We start from the raw sequence: 18003 nt of genomic DNA on the forward strand, positions 1-18003 counted from the left end.
CTAAATCAATTGCCCTAAATTTAAAGGTTTTACGTCTTGCAATTCAAATGACATTTATGTCAATCTGGCATTCCCTTATGTAATGTGAAAATATTATGAATCCGTACAAACACCTTCCTCATTCTCATAATTTGCTTAAAGTTTTTGAGTCAGTGGTTAGGCTGTCTAGCTTTACGCGCGCGGCACAAGAGCTTCATGTCACTCAAAGTGCTGTCAGTCGTCAGGTGAAGAAACTGGAAGAAGAGATCGGTATCAACCTGATACTTAGAAAGCACCGCTCGATAGAAGTTACGCAAGAGGGGTTAGCTCTGTTTAAAGCTTTGCAGGAGCACTATTCTTCGGTGGATTCTCTTATTGCCTCTTGGAATGAATCGCGCAAAGAAAGGCTTGTTATTAAAACGGCAAACAGTTTTGCAACGCGAGTTTTGATCCCCAATTTACATAAACTCAACGACAAATACCCAAATCATGAGATTGTTGTAATACCGCTTATCGAAGGCGATCCGGAGCTGTCTGATACCGATTATGACATCTTGATTATCAACTCTTGCAACTGGGAAAAGTATGAAAATCAGCCAGGTATTTTCAAACTTCGCGATGAGTATATGGCGCCAGTTTATGCGCAAAGATTTGCGAGTCAGGACATGGACCTTGCGAGCATACTTAAACAACCTAGACTTCATCCAAGTTTAGATCACCTTGATTGGAAACTGTGGATTAAGCAAGCAGGTGTGCGAAATGCGCCAAAAGTGAGAAACAGTACCTTTATGAGCCTAGACTTGGCCATGAGTGCGTGTTTAACGGGGCAAGGTATAACGGTAACCGACTTACTTTTAGTGCTCCCAGAATTGGAACAAGGTTTTTTGCGTTGTGCGACGGATACTCCTATTCAAAGCAGTGCTTGGCGTTACTATTGCCATTGCCCTAAAAATTCTCAAATAGCGATAGAGGTTTACGATTGGTTGGCTTTTCATTCGGAACAACAGGTAAAAAAACTAAAAAGTTTAGCAGATGAGCATGGGTGGCTAGGTTTTAGTGGCCAGTAGTTCGTAAGGCAGAGCATAGTATGACTGTACACCAGTGTTAAGACTCACTAGTTTTACGTGCGCGCGTATACACTTATTTTTCCTTTTATACACCTAGTAAGTACGGCCTATTATTCGGTCTATCATTGTAAGTCAGTGATAAATTGTAATTATTTGAAGTGCTTCTAAATTGCTATTCGTGTAATTAGCCTGACTCATAACGGTTGGATATGGTCTTAGCCGCTTAATCTACAGTTCTATATCGGCTGAGGAACATTCATGGAACCAGAACATTCCAAAACTCAAAATCCTAATTTGATCTCTTCACAACGACTGTTTTGGGTCTATTTGGCGGTTTTAATTGTATTGATGCTGATATCAAAGTTCTTGGATGATGGCCGTTACGAAACAATGCTCGCCCCCATTGCATGGGGGGTAGGAATCGCGATCGTTGCAGTTAAAGCCTACTGTTTCTTTAAACAGAGTGAGAGTTGATTTAGTCATTAAGGAAACCTTGCTACTAATGCCTTTGATACATGTGAGTCGGAAATAGTCCAAAATCACCTAAACTAATAGGTACGCACTGTTCTCTAGACGATTAATATCAAGTTTCACATGACGATATTAATCAGAGAAGATAATATCGTATCTTTTTGATAAATTTGGTGATTACGGGTGTTTAACAAGGCGACCGCAGCTGCGCTATTTGTTTCGTTTTTAGCGTTGATAATTCTTTCTTTGGAAGTGGCTTTCTCCAGCGATACTCCAAAGCAGGATGAGCACACCACCTCTCTTGCACCCTTTGAAAGGGTGCAGCAAATCTCTATTGGGCAAAAACTCATTCAAATACAAAACTCTTCATACCGTTCTCCTAACTCTGCAACTGAAGAGCACAAAAAATTAATAGAAAAAGCCACCCAAGATAAATCGTGGCAAATCAAGGCTTATAGTCACTTGACCCTCTACACTATGGCCTTGTATCGAGATGATAAAATCGAAGCAAATAAGCAGCGAATGTTAATGCTGGAGTACGTTCCAGAACAAGACAAAGCGAACTTCGAAATGGCTCTTTTACTGGAGCAGGCGATCAAGCTCGCCCGAATGAGCGAAAATGAAAAAGGGATCCAGATAATCGCAAAAGCTATCGCTTTAGGAGAAAAGCATGGCGCGGATATGCAGTTGCTGCGAGCATATAATACCGCAGGGGTTTTGCACAATTCAGCAAACCAGTTAAACCAGTCACAATGGTATTTCTATCAGGGAATCGAGTTGGGTAAGCGTTATCCTGGAAACCCATATAGCAGTAAGTTGTACAACAATATGGCGCAGCTCTATGTTCATTTAGAGCAATGGCAATCAGCGATCAACCATATGAATATTGCCCTGGATCTCTATTTAACTTCCGACAAAATTGACAGCATTACCATGCAAACCATCTTGCTGAACTTGTCTTACTCCTACCAGATGAAGGGAGATAAACCAAAAGCAAAAGATGCCTACCAGAGGTCACAAAAATACGTATCTGGTGAGATAGGAGAATATCCATATTTATTGGAGTACAAAGCACGAGCGCGAATTTTGTGGCTGGAAAGCCGAAATGAAGATGCCTTGGAGGCGGTAAATAAATGCCTTTCACACCCTAAAGCAGATTTTTATGCAAAGCAAAAAGGTCAATGTCTCCTTGTGCGTGCGAATATAGAAGCGGAGCAGGGGAAGTATGTTCAAAGCTTGGCAACCATAAAAGAGAGCTTGAATATGTTTGATCAGGTTAAACACAGTAGGATGTTGTTAAAAACCTATCTTTTACAAGCGGAGAACTTTGAAAAACTGGGCCGCCTAGATGAGGCTTTAGAGGTATATAAGCAGTTCTACCAAAGAGAGAAAGAGCAGTTGTCTGTTCAGGTTTATGCACTTGAACACTCGTTTGAATTAAGAGAGGTTGAACAAGAGCGAGACTTGCTTGATGTTCAAAACCAACTTAACGCCTTACAGCTTGAACGTGGACAGTTACGCCTTAAGATAGCGACAATATGGATTTTATTAGTATTGTTTGCCTTGGGGTTTGCTCTTCACCGTGCGTTCGCTGTTAAGTCTAGAAACCTACAGCTTGAGCACCTTTCTAATGTTGATCCATTAACTGGATTAAACAACCGACGTTACTACCACCAAGAGTTAAAGCAAGCGCGCCAGATTGATCTCAAGGCCTACTATCGCCTTGTGTTAATAGATATTGACTATTTCAAGTCGATTAATGATACCTACGGGCACGATGTTGGTGATCAAGTGTTAGTAGAAACTGCCGCGCGAATTAGTGAAGAGTTACAACCAGAAGAGCTGTTTGTTCGATGGGGCGGCGAAGAGTTTTTGTGCTTGATAAAAGACAACGATGAACTGAGAGACAGGATAAAAGGGCTTTTGTTAATCGTTAATCAAATGCCTTACGAGACGGACAATGGAGAGATAAAGGTTACGGTTTCTATTGGTGTCGGGGATTCTTGTTCTCCTGATGAGTTAAGACATAACACCGACTATTTTGCAGAAACCGACCACAGGCTATACGAAGCAAAACGGCAAGGGCGCAATCGAAGTGTGTTCGGGTAGTCGAGGATACTGTGGTGTGCTTAAATTGTGCCTCATTAGCCTTGCAATACAAGCAAGTTAGGCATCTCTCGCTACTAGGGTGCTAAAAGTCAGTCGATAACCACCGAGTTGCGCGTCTCTTTAGCCTTGTAGAGTGCGCTATCCGCTTGGGAATACAATTGGTCTGAAGACAAGTTGGAGTCCGGGTGAGAAATGCGTATACCAATAGATACAGTGAGATAAGGGGAAAGATCGGAGCCTTGATGCTTTCGTCTAAGATCGGCTACCGAATGTTGGATTTGCCTTGCAATTGATTGGGCTTGAGAAGCGCTGGTATTTGGTAATAACGCGGCAAACTCCTCACCACCGATTCGAGCGACAAAGTCGCGCTCGCCATTACAGCTAGCAGAGAGTATCTGAGCGATGTCTACAATGGCATCATCACCCTCAGGGTGACCATACAAGTCGTTGTATTGTTTAAAGTAATCGATATCTAAAATCAAAAGTGCCAAAGGCTGCTTTTTTCTTTGGCTGCGCTTTAGCTCAAGCGCCAATGTACTATCGAAAAGGTGTCGATTGTTTAGTTTTGTTAGCGGGTCAGTGGTCGCCATCGTTTGCACTTGTTCCACATAACCTTGTAGCAACTGGAGTGCATCTTCCATATCTCCTAGTTCATCCCGATATCTGCGTTTTACTGCCAAATCGGTATTCCCGTAGGAGAGCTCAATCATATTAGTTCTTATGTCAGTAATGCGATTAACGACTTGGCGATGTAAAAATATCCATCCAATAAGTCCACTAAAAACGACGCCAAAAGCGGCGATAATCCATAATATTACCTGCTTTTGCTCTAAATTGCTTTCCGAAGAGTTCGCTTCAAACGAAAGCATATCTTGCAAATATCCCCTGACTTGCTCGGAGCTGACGAGTAGTTCGTCTGCGGTCTCTACTTGTTGGGAAATCAGAGAATCGATAACCTTTTCAGTGCGAATATAAGCTAATTGGATGTTAAAGACAGAGACTGTTCCGGTATAGAGACTTTTAGCTTGTTCAAGCCACGCCAAAGCCGCCAAATTGGCTTTTTGGCCAGCTTCGCTATTGCTGTATCTTTCAATGCCGTTGGCTAAGTTGTGAACTTGCCTCTTGATGCGATTGAGCTCCCTCACGTCTTCTAAGGTGCTTGCTTCGACAAGTAATTCAGCGAGTAAAAGCGCTCGCTTGTATATATTAAAAAAGTTGCGAACATCGTTTAGAGCGGTTTCTGCACTTTTATGGCTATGGTAATGCTGGTCCGAATTTCCGTGATCCTTGCTACTGATCATTTTTTCAAGTCGGTCGGTGAGAATACCCATTTGGGGAAGCAGTTGAACTTCGGTGTTGCGAAGCAGCGCAATGGCTTGTGGAGTAATCAACTTTTTGTGGTTGATCACTTGGGAACGAGAAATAAAAAGTTGAGCTAGATGGTCGGTATGGACGATGTATTGCTCAATGCGCTGATTCCGACTCTTTAAATCGATACGCTGTACTTCAAGTAGGGGAGATTGCGCAAGTTCGCGGTCGATGTCCTCTATCTTTTTCCAATGAGATTTAACACGGTCAATGTGCAGAAGGGTATTGCCGCTGTCTTGCTTAGACTTTAGTGCAAATAACTCAGACTTTAGGTTGGCACTGATAGACTGCAAGTTACTAATACTCTGCATAAGAGGAACGAACTCAACGGCCGCTCTTTGGTAAGAGTTGCTGAGTTGCTTGGCGGTCAAATTAGCCACCAGTACCGTCGCTATCGTCAATGTGGCAATGATGGCGAGTGCGGCATAAAGCTGTTTTTTAATCGAACGATATTCTAGTTGCTTCACTCTGCCAACATCGCCTCTTCACCATATAGGTTTTGTAATGTAATTATCTGGACGGAAAGCGCTTTTAACGTGGTTTCTATATCCCCTCCAATAGCGATTCGATAGGCCGCCTTCATCAGTTTAGGGTAAATACTGCCCATTGCCGTACTTGTGTAGTGTCCGTATAAATGAATATCTCGTTTCCAGTTCGAATCGGACTGAAAGCTTGATTCTAAGGCTTGGCGCTGTGGAGAACCGGCGGGTAGTGTATCTATCAAATAATGAACCACATCGAGTCTGCAGGGATTTCCTCCGCCTTGGGCATAAGCCAATTGGTTTTCAAAACTGGTCACATATCGCATAAGCCAATAGGCCGCCTGAGGGTTTTTGCTGTCGTAGCTTACGGCAAAAGAGTAAGCTCCGTGGTATGGGCGACCACCTGCTACTGGAGAGATCCCAAGTTCCGCATCCGGTACGTTCTGGCTGATTTGTCCGCTGACAGACCACAGGTTGTTATAAAGGAACGGGCTCATGGCAACTTTACCACTGTTCAGTGCGTTAGCAGACTCTAAGAAAGCGTACTGATCATCGGCGGGTAGCGCATATTGCATTAAATCGATGTAATACTTGGCGGCGGCTATGGCAGTATCGGAATCTGAACGTACGTGAAACCCGATAATTTCGGGGCACTAAACTCGGGGAGAAACCATTTTCCTCCCATTCCCCACAATATAGAAGAGAGTTCATCGTTAATGTGTGGACGGTTTCCCGACATCAATGACACGCCGTAAAAGTTCTCTTGTAGGGTTCGGCCTGCAAGTGATTCTCCCTGTTTGCGGGTAAAGAATTTAGCCACATCCATAAGTTGTTCGAAAGTCACTGGGGCTTGAAGAGGATAACCGTATTGTTCAAAAAATTTTTCTCGCTCACCTTCGTGTTCAAACAGATCTTTCCGATAGTGATTTCCCATCACATAAGAGTTGTATGGAAGACTATGCAGTTCGCCTTCATATGAAAGTAGGCTAAGTAGTGCAGGGTAATAGTTGCTCGAAAAAGTCCCAATGTCACTGGCGGCTTGCGGATCAAACTCTCGAATAAGTTCGACAACCGGAACCGTATAACCGTTGGCAGCCCATTCCTTTGCCCAACCAGCTTCTATGGTGACAACATCAAATTTCCCGTTGCCATTTTGCATAGAATTGGTTTGCAACTGGTACATATCGCCTAATGAAGCGGAATGAACAACCACTTCTACTCCGGTCGCTTTAGTAAATTCGGCAATAATGTTCTCGTTGAGGTAATCCGTCCAAAAACCCTTTTCTGCTACCAAAGTTATAGGCGTTTTATTTTCTATTTCAGGCAATAAAATCGGCGTTGGGACAGATAATAAAGAATTAGATTTCGCTGAAACGCAAAATAGCAGCATAAACACCATAATAAGTGCGCGCATAGATCTCCCCCTAAATTAACACTAACCCTTTTTAAAAGTATTCCAAGCTATTGAATTTCGCAATGTGACAGTGGTTTGCTATGCAATTGGTGTAATGGTTGGTCATACGGTTTGGTGATTAAGAGGTAATTGAACTATTTGGCTTAATTGATAGTTGTGTTAGTTATATGTGCTGTTTAGATGATAAATATGGTAAATACACCCTACAAAATATTGATTATCGATGTGAGGTGTCGATAAACAATACAATGTTCGTGGCCAATAACACTGAATAGAATGTGATCTAAAAACAAAAAATGGTCCTAAAGTGCTAAGTGGCAAAATGCAGTTATTGAGCCTGATCCACCTAAGCAATATTCAGTTAAAGGATATAGATAGAACACACATTCTAGTGGATGGAAATTGTGGCGTTGTTTGCATAAATAAAAATAAGCACAACAAAATGAATAGCTTGGACTATTGTTTCTTATATGCAATTCAAACTCTCTAATATTGCAATTAACAATATGAAATGTGACCACTATGCTGGCTATAGCAACTAAGGAAGGTGAACAGTGGTGACAAGGATAACAGCGTGCGACGCGGCAAAGTGGGTGAATGACGGCGATGCGTGATGCTAGGTGGATTTATTGGAAGTGTTGTTCCCGAATCTCTGGAAAGAGCTATCGGCGAAAGGTATAGAAAGACAGGATTTCCAAGAGATCTCACTTTGATTTTTGCGGCCGGTCAAGGCGATGGCAATGGGCGAGCGTAAATCATCTTGCAGAACAAGGTTTGGTTTCACACGTGATAGGCGGTCATTGGGGCTTAGTTCCCAAGCTACAGGCGCTAGCAAACTCAAACATGATACAAGGATATAACTTACCACAGGGCGTTATTTCTCATTTGCTGAGAGATACGGCTGCTGGGAAACCGGGGACACTCAGTAAAGTGGGACTGGGTACTTTTGTCGATCCCAGAGAAGAGGGGGGCAAAATCAACTCAGCAACAAAAGAGGATTGGGTTGAACTGATGGACTTTAGAGGAGAAGAGTATCTTTTTTACCATAAGTTACCCGTCAACCTTGCCCTGTTAAGAGGTACTACTGCTGATGAAAATGGCAATATCACAATGGAAGATGAATGCCTTATCGTGGAAAGCTTAGCAGCGGCACAAGCCGCTAAAAATCAAAATGGCAAGGTGATCGTACAAGTGAAACGCGTAGTACCCGCGGGAGAGTTAGACCCTCACGCAGTTAAGATCCCAGGGATTTTTGTAGACGCAGTAGTGGTGTGCGAAGACGAAGCTGAACACATGCAGACCTTTGCTTCACAAATGAATCCTGAATTTGTCGGCCGAGGAGAAAAAAAGACAAGACAAAAGCCGAGTGAACCTTTGCCCCTCAATGCCAAAACAATCATAGCGCGAAGAGCGGCTATGGAACTAAGAAAAGGGGCGATATTGAATCTGGGTATTGGCGTTCCCGAATACATTGCCCAAGTTGCTGAAGAAGCGGGTACGTTAGATCAATATACCTTAACGGTCGAACCAGGAGCTGTAGGTGGCGCACCAGCTGGTGGTCTTGATTTTGGTGCGTCTCGCTTTCCTGAAGCGATAATCAGCCAAGATCAAATGTTTGATTTTTATGATGGCGGGGGTATAGACCAAGCATTTTTAGGGCTTGCGCAATGCGATGAGGCAGGGGATATCAACGTCTCACGGTTTGGAAGCAAGATTGCTGGATGTGGCGGTTTTATTAACATTACCCAAAATGCTAAGTCGGTCTACTTTTGCGGTACTTTTACCGCAGCAGGCTTAAAAACCGAAGTGAAAGAAGGAAAGTTGTCTATCCTTCAAGAAGGAAAACAGAGCAAGTTTATTCAGCAGGTGGAGCAAATTACATTTTCAGCCAAGCAAGCGTTGAAGACAAAAACACCTGTTATGTACATTACCGAGCGAGCCGTATTCCAGCTGACTGATAAAGGGCTGGAGTTGATAGAAATCGCCCCAGGGGTCGATTTACAAAAAGACATATTAGAACAAATGGCCTTTAAGCCAATGATTAGCGATTCGCTCACCTTTATGGATAGCCCAATTTTTCAACCTATTATTTAAGGATAAACTATGACTAACCTAAACAGAGTGGCGGTAGTAACTGGGGCAGCTCGCGGTATTGGCCGTGCTATCTGCGAACAGTTACTGGCAGATGGCTTTAGCGTTGTCGGACTCGATATTTCTCCTGTCGATTGGTCTGAATCAAGCCAACTGAGCAGCTATGAAGTGAATTTATGTGATAAACCCGCAGTGGAGAAGGTCGTGACTGACATTGTTTCCAAACAGGGAAGAATCGATGTTCTAGTCAATAACGCAGGTATTACTAGAGACTCAATGCTAACGGACATGATTGAGGGCGACTGGGACAGCGTAATCGATATCAATCTAAAAGCGGTATTTATACTCACTCAACAGGTTGCAAAAACCATGCTTGAGCAAAATGAAGGCAGCATAGTCAATATCTCCTCTATCGTTGGTACCGATGGCAATATAGGACAAAGTAATTATGGTGCGAGCAAAGGCGGCGTGATCACGATGAGCAAAGGCTGGGCGAAAGAACTCGCGCGCAAAGGGGCTCAAATTAGAGTGAACTGTGTTGCTCCGGGCTTTATTGAAACGGATATGACCAAAGATCTACCAGAAAAAGTAATAGACTATATGAAAGGCAAAACGCCACTGTCCCGGATGGGTAAAGCGAGTGAGATCGCTGACGGTGTTGCTTTCTTAGCGTCTGACAAAAGTAAGTTTATAACGGGACAAGTATTAAAGATTGATGGCGGTCTAGTCTTGTAACGCTTAAAGAAAAAAGGAATCAGCCAGCCGAATGCTTATTTGGGCTGGCTTTTTTGTTGCCAAAAAGAATATTTTCAAAAATTGTTCGTCTTTTTTAGATAGGCGTCGTCTTAGTAGTAGAAGCCCAAACCGACCTAAAAGAGGAACATATGTTAAAAGTAATTAGCTTCACTATTTGCCCGTTTGTACAGAGAGTAACCGCAGCGTTAGAAGCGAGAAAAATTCCCTACGAAATAGAATTTATCGAGCTGTCCAATAAACCGGATTGGTTTAAATCGATATCGCCTAATGGCCAAGTGCCGGTGATGATAACGGAAAGTGGTACTGCCTTGTTTGAATCCGACGCGATTTGCGAATACATCGAGGATGAGTACGGCGCACTTACAAAAGAACAGTCAAACGAGTCAAAAGCCTTAGAGCGGGCGTGGGGCTATCTGGGTACAAAACACTACCTCACGCAGTGCGGAGCAATGAGCAGTAAAGATGGTGAGACTTTAGAGAGTCGCAGCGCCAAGCTTCGTCAAGCATTCGAGAAGGTGGAAAAGCAGCTAACGGAAGACAGCCATTTTTTTTCTGGGAACAAAATAGGGAATGTGGATGTTGCTTGGTTACCGCTTCTGCATCGGGCATCGATTGTCGAAGAGCATTCTGGTTACGACTTTCTATGTGGTTTGCCCAAGCTCAAAGCGTGGCAAACGCGCTTGTTAGAAACGGGCATCGCAAACGCCAGTGTTGCCGAAAATTTTGACGAGAAATTTAAACGTTTTTACCTAACTAATACGTTTTTAGCTCAAAACCAAGATATTATTAGTGACATGCAAAAGTGTAGTTCTTGTTGTTAACAGAGCCTTAGTGAAAAGAGGTAGTCATAGCGCTACCTCTTGGCTAACAGATAAATTGGTGCAACTGAGCAATATGCAAATCGAAACCGTATGGCGTGACTTTGAAAACCTATTAAAAGCATATCTTCACAAACACATTACCGATCCTGATGATGTGGAGGATCTGTTTCAAGAAGTGATGATAAAAGTTCATCAACAGCTAACAACGTTAAAAGAGAGTGGCAAACTCAAGAGCTGGTTGTTTCAAATAGCAAAAACAACGGTGATAGACTTTTATCGAAAGCGGGGCCGATATGAAAGCCATGTAAAAGGGTTAGAACTAGATGATGGGTTACCGGAAGTTATTGACCAACTATCAGACTGTGTCGCGCCTTTTATACAAGCATTGCCAAAGCAAGAAGCAGAGTTGCTGACTGCCGTTGACATAGATGGAGTCTCACAGAAACAGGTAGCGCAAGATCTCAATCTGCCGTACACCACTTTAAAGTCCCGTGTAAAATCAAGTCGAGTTAAACTGCTGACCCTGTTTAATGAATGCTGCGAGTTCTCACATGATTCGCAAGGTCGCGTTAGTGACTATCAGCAAAAGCGAAGCGGATGTAATCGATGCTAACTCTGTTATTTAGACATTAACCTTGTACTTGAGGTCATTCACTTCGTCGCCAGTCATGCCGCGAAACCCCCAGCAATGAGCAGGTTGTTCTTTAATGGTGATCTCAATATCGTTAGCCGTGATACCAACTTTTTGCTCAATGTTTTTAAATAGGCAGTGGATAAGGTGCTTTTTGGTCTCTTGTTGCCTACCTTCCATCATGTTGATCTCAATAACGGTATACGCATCGCTTCTGCCTTCTGGATAATAAAAGTCAGATTTTTCCATTGGTATAAATCGATGAGCGCGTTTGCCTTCAGGTAGTCCAATCGCTTGGGTCATCGACTCTTGTATTACCTTCGAAAGCTCAGCTTTGATAGGGTTTAGCTGTTCTTTGATTCCATAGATTAAAATCATGGTAAGTCCTTTTGTATATCAACGGGTGCTATTTTGCGCATAAAAAGATAACTTTCAAAGTTATTCATAAACGTAACTTTATCCCTATCACTAGAAAAATGATCAATCAGATAGAAAAAAGCCAGTCTCAATGACTGGCTCAGTGTTCACATTTTGTACGGATCATCCGTAGGCGACGCTTGGGAACCAAAGTACCAGTTGAGGCCAAACTACAAGGCATATTAGTGCGACAAGCTGGATAACAATAAAAGGAATAACTCCGCGATAGATATCTTTTAGAGCGACGCCATCTGGACACACCCCTTTGAGATAGAAAAGCGCAAAGCCAACAGGCGGTGTTAAAAAGCTGGTTTGTAAAGCCATGGCTACCAACATTACGAACCAAACCAAACTTGGATTATCGACTACGCCGTGTCCATCGAGCTCAATCCCCAAACTGGCAATGACAGGTGCAAGTAAGGGCAGGGCAATGAGCGTTATTTCAATCCAATCTAGGAAGAAGCCGAGTAAGAACACGATAAGTAGAATAAAGGCAATGATCCCGTAAGGGCCAAACGGAAGGCCGCTTAAAAAGGACTCAATCAACTCATCACCACCAAGCTCGCGAAGTACTAGCGCAAAACAAGACGCCCCAAGAAAGATCATAAAGATGTAGGCAGTAGTGCCATAAGAGGCCAATAGCACTTCTTTTAACACTTTCAGGTTAAGCTTTTTGTTGTAGGCGGCAAGCATGGTCGCTCCAAACGCGCCAATACCAGAGGCTTCGGTTGGCGTCGCAACGCCAGCAAAGATGGAACCCAATACAACAAAAATGAGAATAACAGTCGGAGTAATGTCTTTGAACACCTGCCAAATCAGGTCCCATTCAACAGGTTGAACGTCTTCTGGTATCGGAGCATGGCTAGGGGATAGTTTACCAACGATTAATATGTAGGAGATGTACAGAGCACCCAGAAGAAGCCCCGGCATAATCGCCCCCATAAATAGATCACCGACCGATAATCCAAGCTGGTCAGCCATAATTACCAGCATGATAGAAGGCGGTAACAAGATGCCGAGAGTACCGGCTGAGGCAACCGTGCCTAAGGCCAAGGGTAGGTGATAGCCTTGTCGCATCATACTTGGGAGTGACATTACCGTGAGTAAGACTACTGAGGCCCCAATGATACCTGTTGAAGCGGCCAGTATAATGCCAATCGCCATAACAGTAATGGCGAGGCCACCGTGCACCTTGCCAAACAGTGCCTGCATTGAGCCCATAAGCTTTTCTGCAATCCCCGATTTATCAAGCATATTACCCATAAAGATAAACATGGGAAGCGCGACCAAAATCCAGTTATCCATGATTTTGTAGATGCGATTTACCACCAAACCCAGAGTGGTGTAATCCAATCCGGTGAAGGTATCTAGATAGATGTCAGCAAAATAGCCCACTGCGGCAAACACGACCCCAATTCCACCAAGGACATAGGCGACGGGAATACCAGTGAAAAGCAGTAGAATAAAAGAGCCAAACATGGCAATGACAATCCATTCATTTGCTTCCATGACTTGCTCCTTTTGTCAGCGTTTCAATATTGCGCAAAATTCTTGCGACCATAGACATCAGTAACATGGCAAAGCTAATTGGAATGACACCTTTGATTAACCATCGATATGGCAAGCCAGACGGAGAGGCAGAGCTTTCATTTACTCGCCATGACTCATAGGCAAAATCGTAGGAGTGGAGAATAACAATAAGCACAAATGGGATGGCGAGAAACAGCAATCCAAAGATGTCGACCAAAGCTTGTTTTCGTTCGCTAAACTTGTGATAAAAAAGGTCAACGCGAACGTGTAAGTTTGAAATTTGGGCGTAAGCCGTACCGAACATAACGGCAGTAGCATAGAGATGCCATTGAAGCTCTTCTAAAGCAATTTGGCCATTGGCGAAAACTTTGCGCAGAACAACTTGGACAATAATTACGGCGACAAGAGCCAGATTGATCCATGCTAGCGCTTTACTGGCCGACGTTATGGCACGCTCGATATGGTAGTAGACAGGGAAAGAGGGTGAGGATGTTAACACCTTACTCATCACAAACTCCTTTAAGTGGTAGCCATCTAACGGACTACTTTTTAATAGAATGCAAATGGCGCGACTCGACGGGAGCCGCGCACAATGTCACTTATTGACTTTGAGTTTCGCGAGGTAGGAAACCATTTGACTCCCAAAGCGCATAGCCGCGTCGGAACTCACTTAGGTCTTTCCATACTTTGTCAAAGAATGGGTCGGCCGTTTTCTTCTCTTCAACCACTTCCATCCATGTTGTTTCAAACAGGTTGAGCATTTCTTTGTTCCAGTAACGGATTTCAACGCCATTCTCTTTCGCTTTCTGCATCGCGGAGTACTGCATTGCTTCACCTTCTGCAATGGAGTAAGTCATGGTTGCCATACAAGTAGTTTCAACCGCAGATTGCTGAACGGGGCTCATTTTGTTCCACGTATCTTTATTGATCAGCAGTTCAAAAACCGTGGATTGTTGGTGCCAACCCGGGAAGTAATTGTATTTGGCGACTTTGTGGAAACCTAAGCGCTCGTCAATCGCTGGCTGTGAAAATTCAGAAGCATCGATGGCGCCTTTCTCAAGGGCTCCGAAGATTTCACCGCCGGGGAGTTGAACGGTACCCACCCCCAGTTTTTCCATAACAGAAGCACCAAGACCGAAGAAGCGCATATTCAGACCTTTGAGATCTTCTGGCTTTTCAATAGGCTTTCTAAACCAGCCTGAAGTTTCAGGTGAGATGATGGCGCAAGGAACGACCTTTACGTTGTATCCCCCTTGGTCATACATCTCTTGGTAAAGTGATAAACCGTTTCCAAAAAATAGCCATGCCATGTATTCCCCCGCTTCTGGACCAAAAGGCACCGCGGAGAAAAGCGCTGACGCAGGTAGTTTACCCTGCCAGTAACCTGCGGTTGAATAACCGGAATTCACTTTGCCAGTTGATACGGCATCTAAGATTTCCGCTGGGTTAACCAGTTTACCCGGCTCGTAGATTTTCATCTTAATAGTGCCGCCCGAGGTTTGAGTGATATGGTCCGCATACCATTGGATGGGCGTACCTAATGCGGGTAGATGACTACCAAACGCGATCGGTGTTTTAAGCAAGATTTTTTTCTCTGCGGCATGAGTAACAACAGACATTCCAGTAGCAGCTAAAGCGATGGCGGTTGTTAAGGCAACTTTCTTAAAGTTCATACTTTTCTCCCTGAGAGGCTTGTTCCTTAAAAGGTTGAGAAATGTGAACATTGTTGAGTAATTGGTGTTAATACAATGTTACATTTGTAGTCAAGTGTAGAGAGGTTGTTTTTTCAGCACTATTGGGGGAATTGCGCAAATTTAGTCGGTAGTTTGTGCAAAAAATACGTTAAGTATTGCGTAATACTACGTACTTTTTCGGAGTGATAAATGGGCTTTGTCAGCAATCGAAGACTCACTATTAATATTATTTTACTCTCGGTCGTACCGTTAATTTTGGTGGTTGTTATTGTGGCTGGCATACTGTTTAGTCAAGCAAAACAACTGGTTGAAGAACAGGTGGCGCTCACTCGTAACAATGTTCTGTCCGTCAAAAAGCAAGAACTTAAACAGTACGTAGAAATGGCAGTCAAAAGTATTGAGCCTTACTACCTAAATGAAGAGTTAGACCCCATAGTCGCGCAGCGAATTGTTACAGAAAAGTTGAGCCAGCTCACGTACGGCAGCGATGGATACTTCTTTGCCTATACATGGAATGGTGACGCGTTGGTCCTTCCTTACCAAAAAGAGCGAATCGGAAAAAACTGGTGGGAAGTCGAAGATGTTAGGGGTAAGAAGTTACTCCAAGAGCTGATATATGTTGCAAAGCAAGGGGGCGGATTTGTTGACTATTTGTGGCACAAACCATCAGCCAAAGAGCCATTGCCAAAACTGAGTTACGCTATATCGCTTGATAAGTGGCAATGGATGGTTGGTACCGGTGTCTACCTTGATGATATCGAAGATCAAGTGACGCACATGGAAAGTGGTTTTGACCAAAACGTAGGGAAAACAAGCACTGCATTGTTTGGGGTGATGTTTATCGCAGTATCAGTTATTGCAGGCCTTGGTGCATCACTCAACCTAAATGTTCGCCGATTGGCCAATGAGCAGCTTGGCGTTTTAAATCAGCAGATTATCGACTCGCAAGAAACAGAAAGACAGCGGGTTTCGCGAGAGCTTCACGACGGTGTGAACCAGCTTTTGGTCGCCGCCAAGTATCGTCTTGACAACGTCGCACACGAAAGCAATCAAACTGTTAAAGACGAAGAGCTGGACGCTAGTAAAAAAGCAATGGAACAAGCCATTGTAGAGCTGCGTCGTATATCCCGAGATCTCAGACCACCACAGCTGGATGATCTAGGTCTTGTGGCAGGGATTGAGGCCTATATCAATGAACTTGGCCACCGCACTCAATTAGAAATCATTTTTGAACATGATATTGAAGGTGTTGAAATGCTTCCTGAAGTCGAAACGACGCTATACCGAGTGGTTCAAGAAGCACTGCACAATGTTGAAAAGCACGCATCGGCGCAAGGGGTTGATATCGTGATGCAAAGGGAAGGCAGGAGTTTGATCTTAACAGTCAGTGATGACGGAGTAGGGATGAAAAGCCGCGACTTACAACTAGGAACGGGAACCAGAGCTTCAATGAAACATATGGGTATCCAAAATATGCGAGAGCGAATCCAAGCCATTGGTGGCAGCTTTAAGATCACCAGTGACGCCGGAGATGGAACAGAGGTTCGCATTATCTTAAATATGGAGTATGTATGATAAAACTAGTGTTGGCAGACGACCATAGATTGATGCAAGACGGGCTTAAATCTCGACTAGAGCGCGAAGACAACCTCAATATTCTCGCTTGTGTCGGTACGGGGAACGAGGCTTTTGAGTCCACGCTGGCGCTCAAACCCGATGTACTACTGCTCGATATCAATATGCCTAATCTAAATGGCATTGAAGTGTTAGAAAAGCTCTCGGGCTCAAAAAGTGATACCGCAGTAATCATGTTATCGATGCACGACAGCAGAGATTACGTTGTTCGTTCTGTGAAAGCAGGAGCGAAAGGTTATGTGTTGAAAGACGTTGGTTCTGAAGAACTGGTGATGGCGATCAACCAAGTGGCACAAGGGCGCTCCTATTTGTGCCCGCAAGCTTCTGACCGCCTGCTTGAGCAAATTAATGATGTTCCGGACCAACCAAGAGATGACAACCTTTCAAAACGCGAATGTGATGTACTCAAGGCGATCGTGAGCGGTGCTTGTAATAGAGAAATCGCTGACACTTTACACATCAGTGTCAGAACGGTTGAAACCCACCGATTAAGAATTAAAAAGAAATTGGGTGCAACTTCGACGGCAATGCTGGTTAAGCTCGCGTTGGATAAGGGGTTGGTGCACTAATGTCTGGAAGTTTACTATCGAGCCGTCAACCTATCTTAGACAAAATAGTCTTTTTTTGCGCGGTACTGCGAACGGGGTCCTTTCGGGAGGCGTCTTTGCAGCAAGGCATATCGCCAGCTGCGGGCAGTCGTTGGGTAAAAGAGCTGGAAGAAACAATGTCAGTGGAACTGATTAAACGCAGTACTAGACAACTGGTTGCCACCCAAGCTGGCCAGTTACTTTATGAAAAGTTTTCTCCACTAATACCAGATATCGATAGCCTGTGTGAAGAAGTACAAAACCTCGCCGAGCAACAGCAAGGTGAAATTCGAATTTCTTCGACTCCGCTTTTCGCAAGACAGTACTTAAGCAAAATTGTCGCAGAATATATGAAGATGCATCCGAAAGTGAACTTTCGCATTTTTATTGAAGCAGGAGAGTTTGATCCCCTTAATATCGACTTTGCATTTCGAGCAAGTGCAACCTTTGAAGGAGAGCCGACACCGGATTCTCTACTGGTTCGAAAACGACTCTTGAGTGAACCCCTTTATTTATGCGCATCGCCAGATTACATCGCGAAGCACGGGACTCCCCACACTCCCGCTGATCTAAACAACCATATGTGCCTTTACGCAAGAAGCTGTTAGGCGGCCATCGCTGGGGGTTTCGTCTGGGAGAAAAAACGGAAGCGGTGACTATTAAAGACTCTTTGGAATGCGACAATAGTGAAATGTTATTGGATCTGGCCTTAGAAAGTGCAGGCGTAGCTTATTTGCCACACTCTTTGGTTGATAGACACATATCCCAAGGACACCTAGTACATGTGATGGCAGATTATCGGTGCTCAAGCTTTGATATCGACCTCTTTTACCGACCGCGAAGCCCAATGCCAGAGAGGTGCAATTGCTTTAAACACTATCTGTTTAATCGAGTAGAGCAAATCAGCCAAACTTTGTCGTTAAAATAGCGCACAGAGTCGAGTTGGTAGGC

General features: G+C 43.9%; 15 protein-coding genes and 2 pseudogenes. 10 read left to right on the plus strand and 7 right to left on the minus strand.

Features of this window, described 5'->3' with window-relative positions:
* The first annotated feature begins 95 nt into the window (after positions 1–95).
* The 3 genes from BLO31_RS20190 to BLO31_RS20200 all read left to right on the plus strand — a co-directional run bounded on the left by BLO31_RS20190 (position 96) and on the right by BLO31_RS20200 (position 3626).
* Positions 96–1046, plus strand: coding sequence for a LysR family transcriptional regulator (locus BLO31_RS20190; protein WP_070971108.1), 951 nt, complete (start codon positions 96–98; stop codon positions 1044–1046).
* A gap of 258 nt (positions 1047–1304) precedes the next feature.
* Positions 1305–1520, plus strand: coding sequence for a hypothetical protein (locus BLO31_RS20195; protein WP_070971111.1), 216 nt, complete (start codon positions 1305–1307; stop codon positions 1518–1520).
* Between the two features lie 180 nt (positions 1521–1700).
* Positions 1701–3626, plus strand: a complete 1926-nt coding sequence (locus BLO31_RS20200) for a tetratricopeptide repeat-containing diguanylate cyclase (protein WP_070971114.1) — start codon at positions 1701–1703, stop codon at positions 3624–3626.
* Between the two features lie 89 nt (positions 3627–3715).
* On the opposite strand, the gene BLO31_RS20205 is transcribed toward BLO31_RS20200, so the two are convergent.
* From BLO31_RS20205 to BLO31_RS24950, 3 genes are read right to left on the minus strand one after another with little or no spacing between them, the layout of a single operon-like run.
* The gene (locus BLO31_RS20205; RefSeq protein ID WP_070971117.1) at positions 3716–5461 is read right to left on the minus strand and encodes a GGDEF domain-containing protein; all 1746 of its coding nucleotides are present in this window, start codon (positions 5459–5461) and stop codon (positions 3716–3718) included.
* Positions 5458–6051: a type 2 periplasmic-binding domain-containing protein gene (locus tag BLO31_RS24945; protein ID WP_217495148.1), complete on the minus strand. Its 594-nt coding sequence runs from the start codon at positions 6049–6051 to the stop codon at positions 5458–5460. Before BLO31_RS24945 ends, BLO31_RS20205 begins: the two co-directional genes overlap by 4 nt.
* A gap of 26 nt (positions 6052–6077) precedes the next feature.
* Positions 6078–6890, minus strand: coding sequence for an ABC transporter substrate-binding protein (locus BLO31_RS24950; protein WP_217495142.1), 813 nt, complete (start codon positions 6888–6890; stop codon positions 6078–6080).
* 554 nt (positions 6891–7444) lie between these two features.
* Between BLO31_RS24950 and BLO31_RS20215 the strand changes: the two are divergent.
* From BLO31_RS20215 to sigZ, 4 genes and pseudogenes are all read left to right on the plus strand, one after another.
* Positions 7445–8984 (plus strand): annotated as a pseudogene (locus BLO31_RS20215) (acyl CoA:acetate/3-ketoacid CoA transferase).
* A 9-nt stretch (positions 8985–8993) separates the two neighbouring features.
* Complete coding sequence (gene fabG / locus BLO31_RS20220; protein ID WP_070971120.1) at positions 8994–9716, plus strand: 3-oxoacyl-ACP reductase FabG; 723 nt, start codon at positions 8994–8996, stop codon at positions 9714–9716.
* 149 nt (positions 9717–9865) lie between these two features.
* Positions 9866–10558, plus strand: a complete 693-nt coding sequence (locus tag BLO31_RS20225; protein WP_070971124.1) for a glutathione S-transferase family protein — start codon at positions 9866–9868, stop codon at positions 10556–10558.
* Positions 10559–10568: 10 nt separating this feature from the next.
* Positions 10569–11171, plus strand: coding sequence for an RNA polymerase sigma factor SigZ (gene sigZ, locus BLO31_RS20230; protein WP_217495143.1), 603 nt, complete (start codon positions 10569–10571; stop codon positions 11169–11171).
* A gap of 9 nt (positions 11172–11180) precedes the next feature.
* Here sigZ and BLO31_RS20235 read toward each other — a convergent pair whose 3' ends face one another.
* From BLO31_RS20235 to BLO31_RS20250, 4 genes are all read right to left on the minus strand, one after another.
* Positions 11181–11567, minus strand: a complete 387-nt coding sequence (locus BLO31_RS20235) for a tautomerase family protein (protein ID WP_070971127.1) — start codon at positions 11565–11567, stop codon at positions 11181–11183.
* A 162-nt stretch (positions 11568–11729) separates the two neighbouring features.
* On the minus strand, positions 11730–13115 hold the full coding sequence (locus BLO31_RS20240) for a TRAP transporter large permease (RefSeq protein WP_070971130.1): 1386 nt from the start codon (positions 13113–13115) through the stop codon (positions 11730–11732).
* The gene (locus tag BLO31_RS20245; protein WP_070971132.1) at positions 13102–13644 is read right to left on the minus strand and encodes a TRAP transporter small permease subunit; all 543 of its coding nucleotides are present in this window, start codon (positions 13642–13644) and stop codon (positions 13102–13104) included. The genes BLO31_RS20240 and BLO31_RS20245 overlap by 14 nt, the downstream gene beginning before the upstream one ends.
* A gap of 91 nt (positions 13645–13735) precedes the next feature.
* Complete coding sequence (locus tag BLO31_RS20250) at positions 13736–14809, minus strand: TRAP transporter substrate-binding protein (RefSeq protein WP_070971135.1); 1074 nt, start codon at positions 14807–14809, stop codon at positions 13736–13738.
* Positions 14810–15019: 210 nt separating this feature from the next.
* Between BLO31_RS20250 and BLO31_RS20255 the strand changes: the two genes are divergently transcribed.
* From BLO31_RS20255 to BLO31_RS20265, 3 genes and pseudogenes are all read left to right on the plus strand, one after another.
* Positions 15020–16405: a cache domain-containing protein gene (locus BLO31_RS20255; RefSeq protein WP_070971138.1), complete on the plus strand. Its 1386-nt coding sequence runs from the start codon at positions 15020–15022 to the stop codon at positions 16403–16405.
* Positions 16402–17034, plus strand: a complete 633-nt coding sequence (locus BLO31_RS20260; protein WP_070971139.1) for a response regulator — start codon at positions 16402–16404, stop codon at positions 17032–17034. Before BLO31_RS20255 ends, BLO31_RS20260 begins: the two co-directional genes overlap by 4 nt.
* Positions 17034–17980 (plus strand): annotated as a pseudogene (locus tag BLO31_RS20265) (LysR family transcriptional regulator). Before BLO31_RS20260 ends, BLO31_RS20265 begins: the two are co-directional and overlap by 1 nt.
* The last annotated feature ends 23 nt before the right edge of the window (positions 17981–18003 follow it).

Origin of the sequence: Vibrio sonorensis (genome assembly GCF_001854765.1) — a bacterium.
GTDB lineage: Bacteria > Pseudomonadota > Gammaproteobacteria > Enterobacterales > Vibrionaceae > Vibrio > Vibrio sonorensis.

Coding starts and splice junctions, on each gene's coding strand:
- BLO31_RS20190 (WP_070971108.1), top strand. CDS start 96: ATGAATCCGTACAAACACCTTCCTCATTCTCATAATTTGCTTAAAGTT.
- BLO31_RS20195 (WP_070971111.1), top strand. CDS start 1,305: ATGGAACCAGAACATTCCAAAACTCAAAATCCTAATTTGATCTCTTCA.
- BLO31_RS24945 (WP_217495148.1), bottom strand. CDS start 6,051: ATGCAATATGCGCTACCCGCCGATGATCAGTACGCTTTCTTAGAGTCT.
- BLO31_RS24950 (WP_217495142.1), bottom strand. CDS start 6,890: ATGCGCGCACTTATTATGGTGTTTATGCTGCTATTTTGCGTTTCAGCG.
- fabG (WP_070971120.1), top strand. CDS start 8,994: ATGACTAACCTAAACAGAGTGGCGGTAGTAACTGGGGCAGCTCGCGGT.
- BLO31_RS20225 (WP_070971124.1), top strand. CDS start 9,866: ATGTTAAAAGTAATTAGCTTCACTATTTGCCCGTTTGTACAGAGAGTA.
- BLO31_RS20235 (WP_070971127.1), bottom strand. CDS start 11,567: ATGATTTTAATCTATGGAATCAAAGAACAGCTAAACCCTATCAAAGCT.
- BLO31_RS20240 (WP_070971130.1), bottom strand. CDS start 13,115: ATGGAAGCAAATGAATGGATTGTCATTGCCATGTTTGGCTCTTTTATT.
- BLO31_RS20245 (WP_070971132.1), bottom strand. CDS start 13,644: ATGAGTAAGGTGTTAACATCCTCACCCTCTTTCCCTGTCTACTACCAT.
- BLO31_RS20250 (WP_070971135.1), bottom strand. CDS start 14,809: ATGAACTTTAAGAAAGTTGCCTTAACAACCGCCATCGCTTTAGCTGCT.
- BLO31_RS20255 (WP_070971138.1), top strand. CDS start 15,020: ATGGGCTTTGTCAGCAATCGAAGACTCACTATTAATATTATTTTACTC.
- BLO31_RS20260 (WP_070971139.1), top strand. CDS start 16,402: ATGATAAAACTAGTGTTGGCAGACGACCATAGATTGATGCAAGACGGG.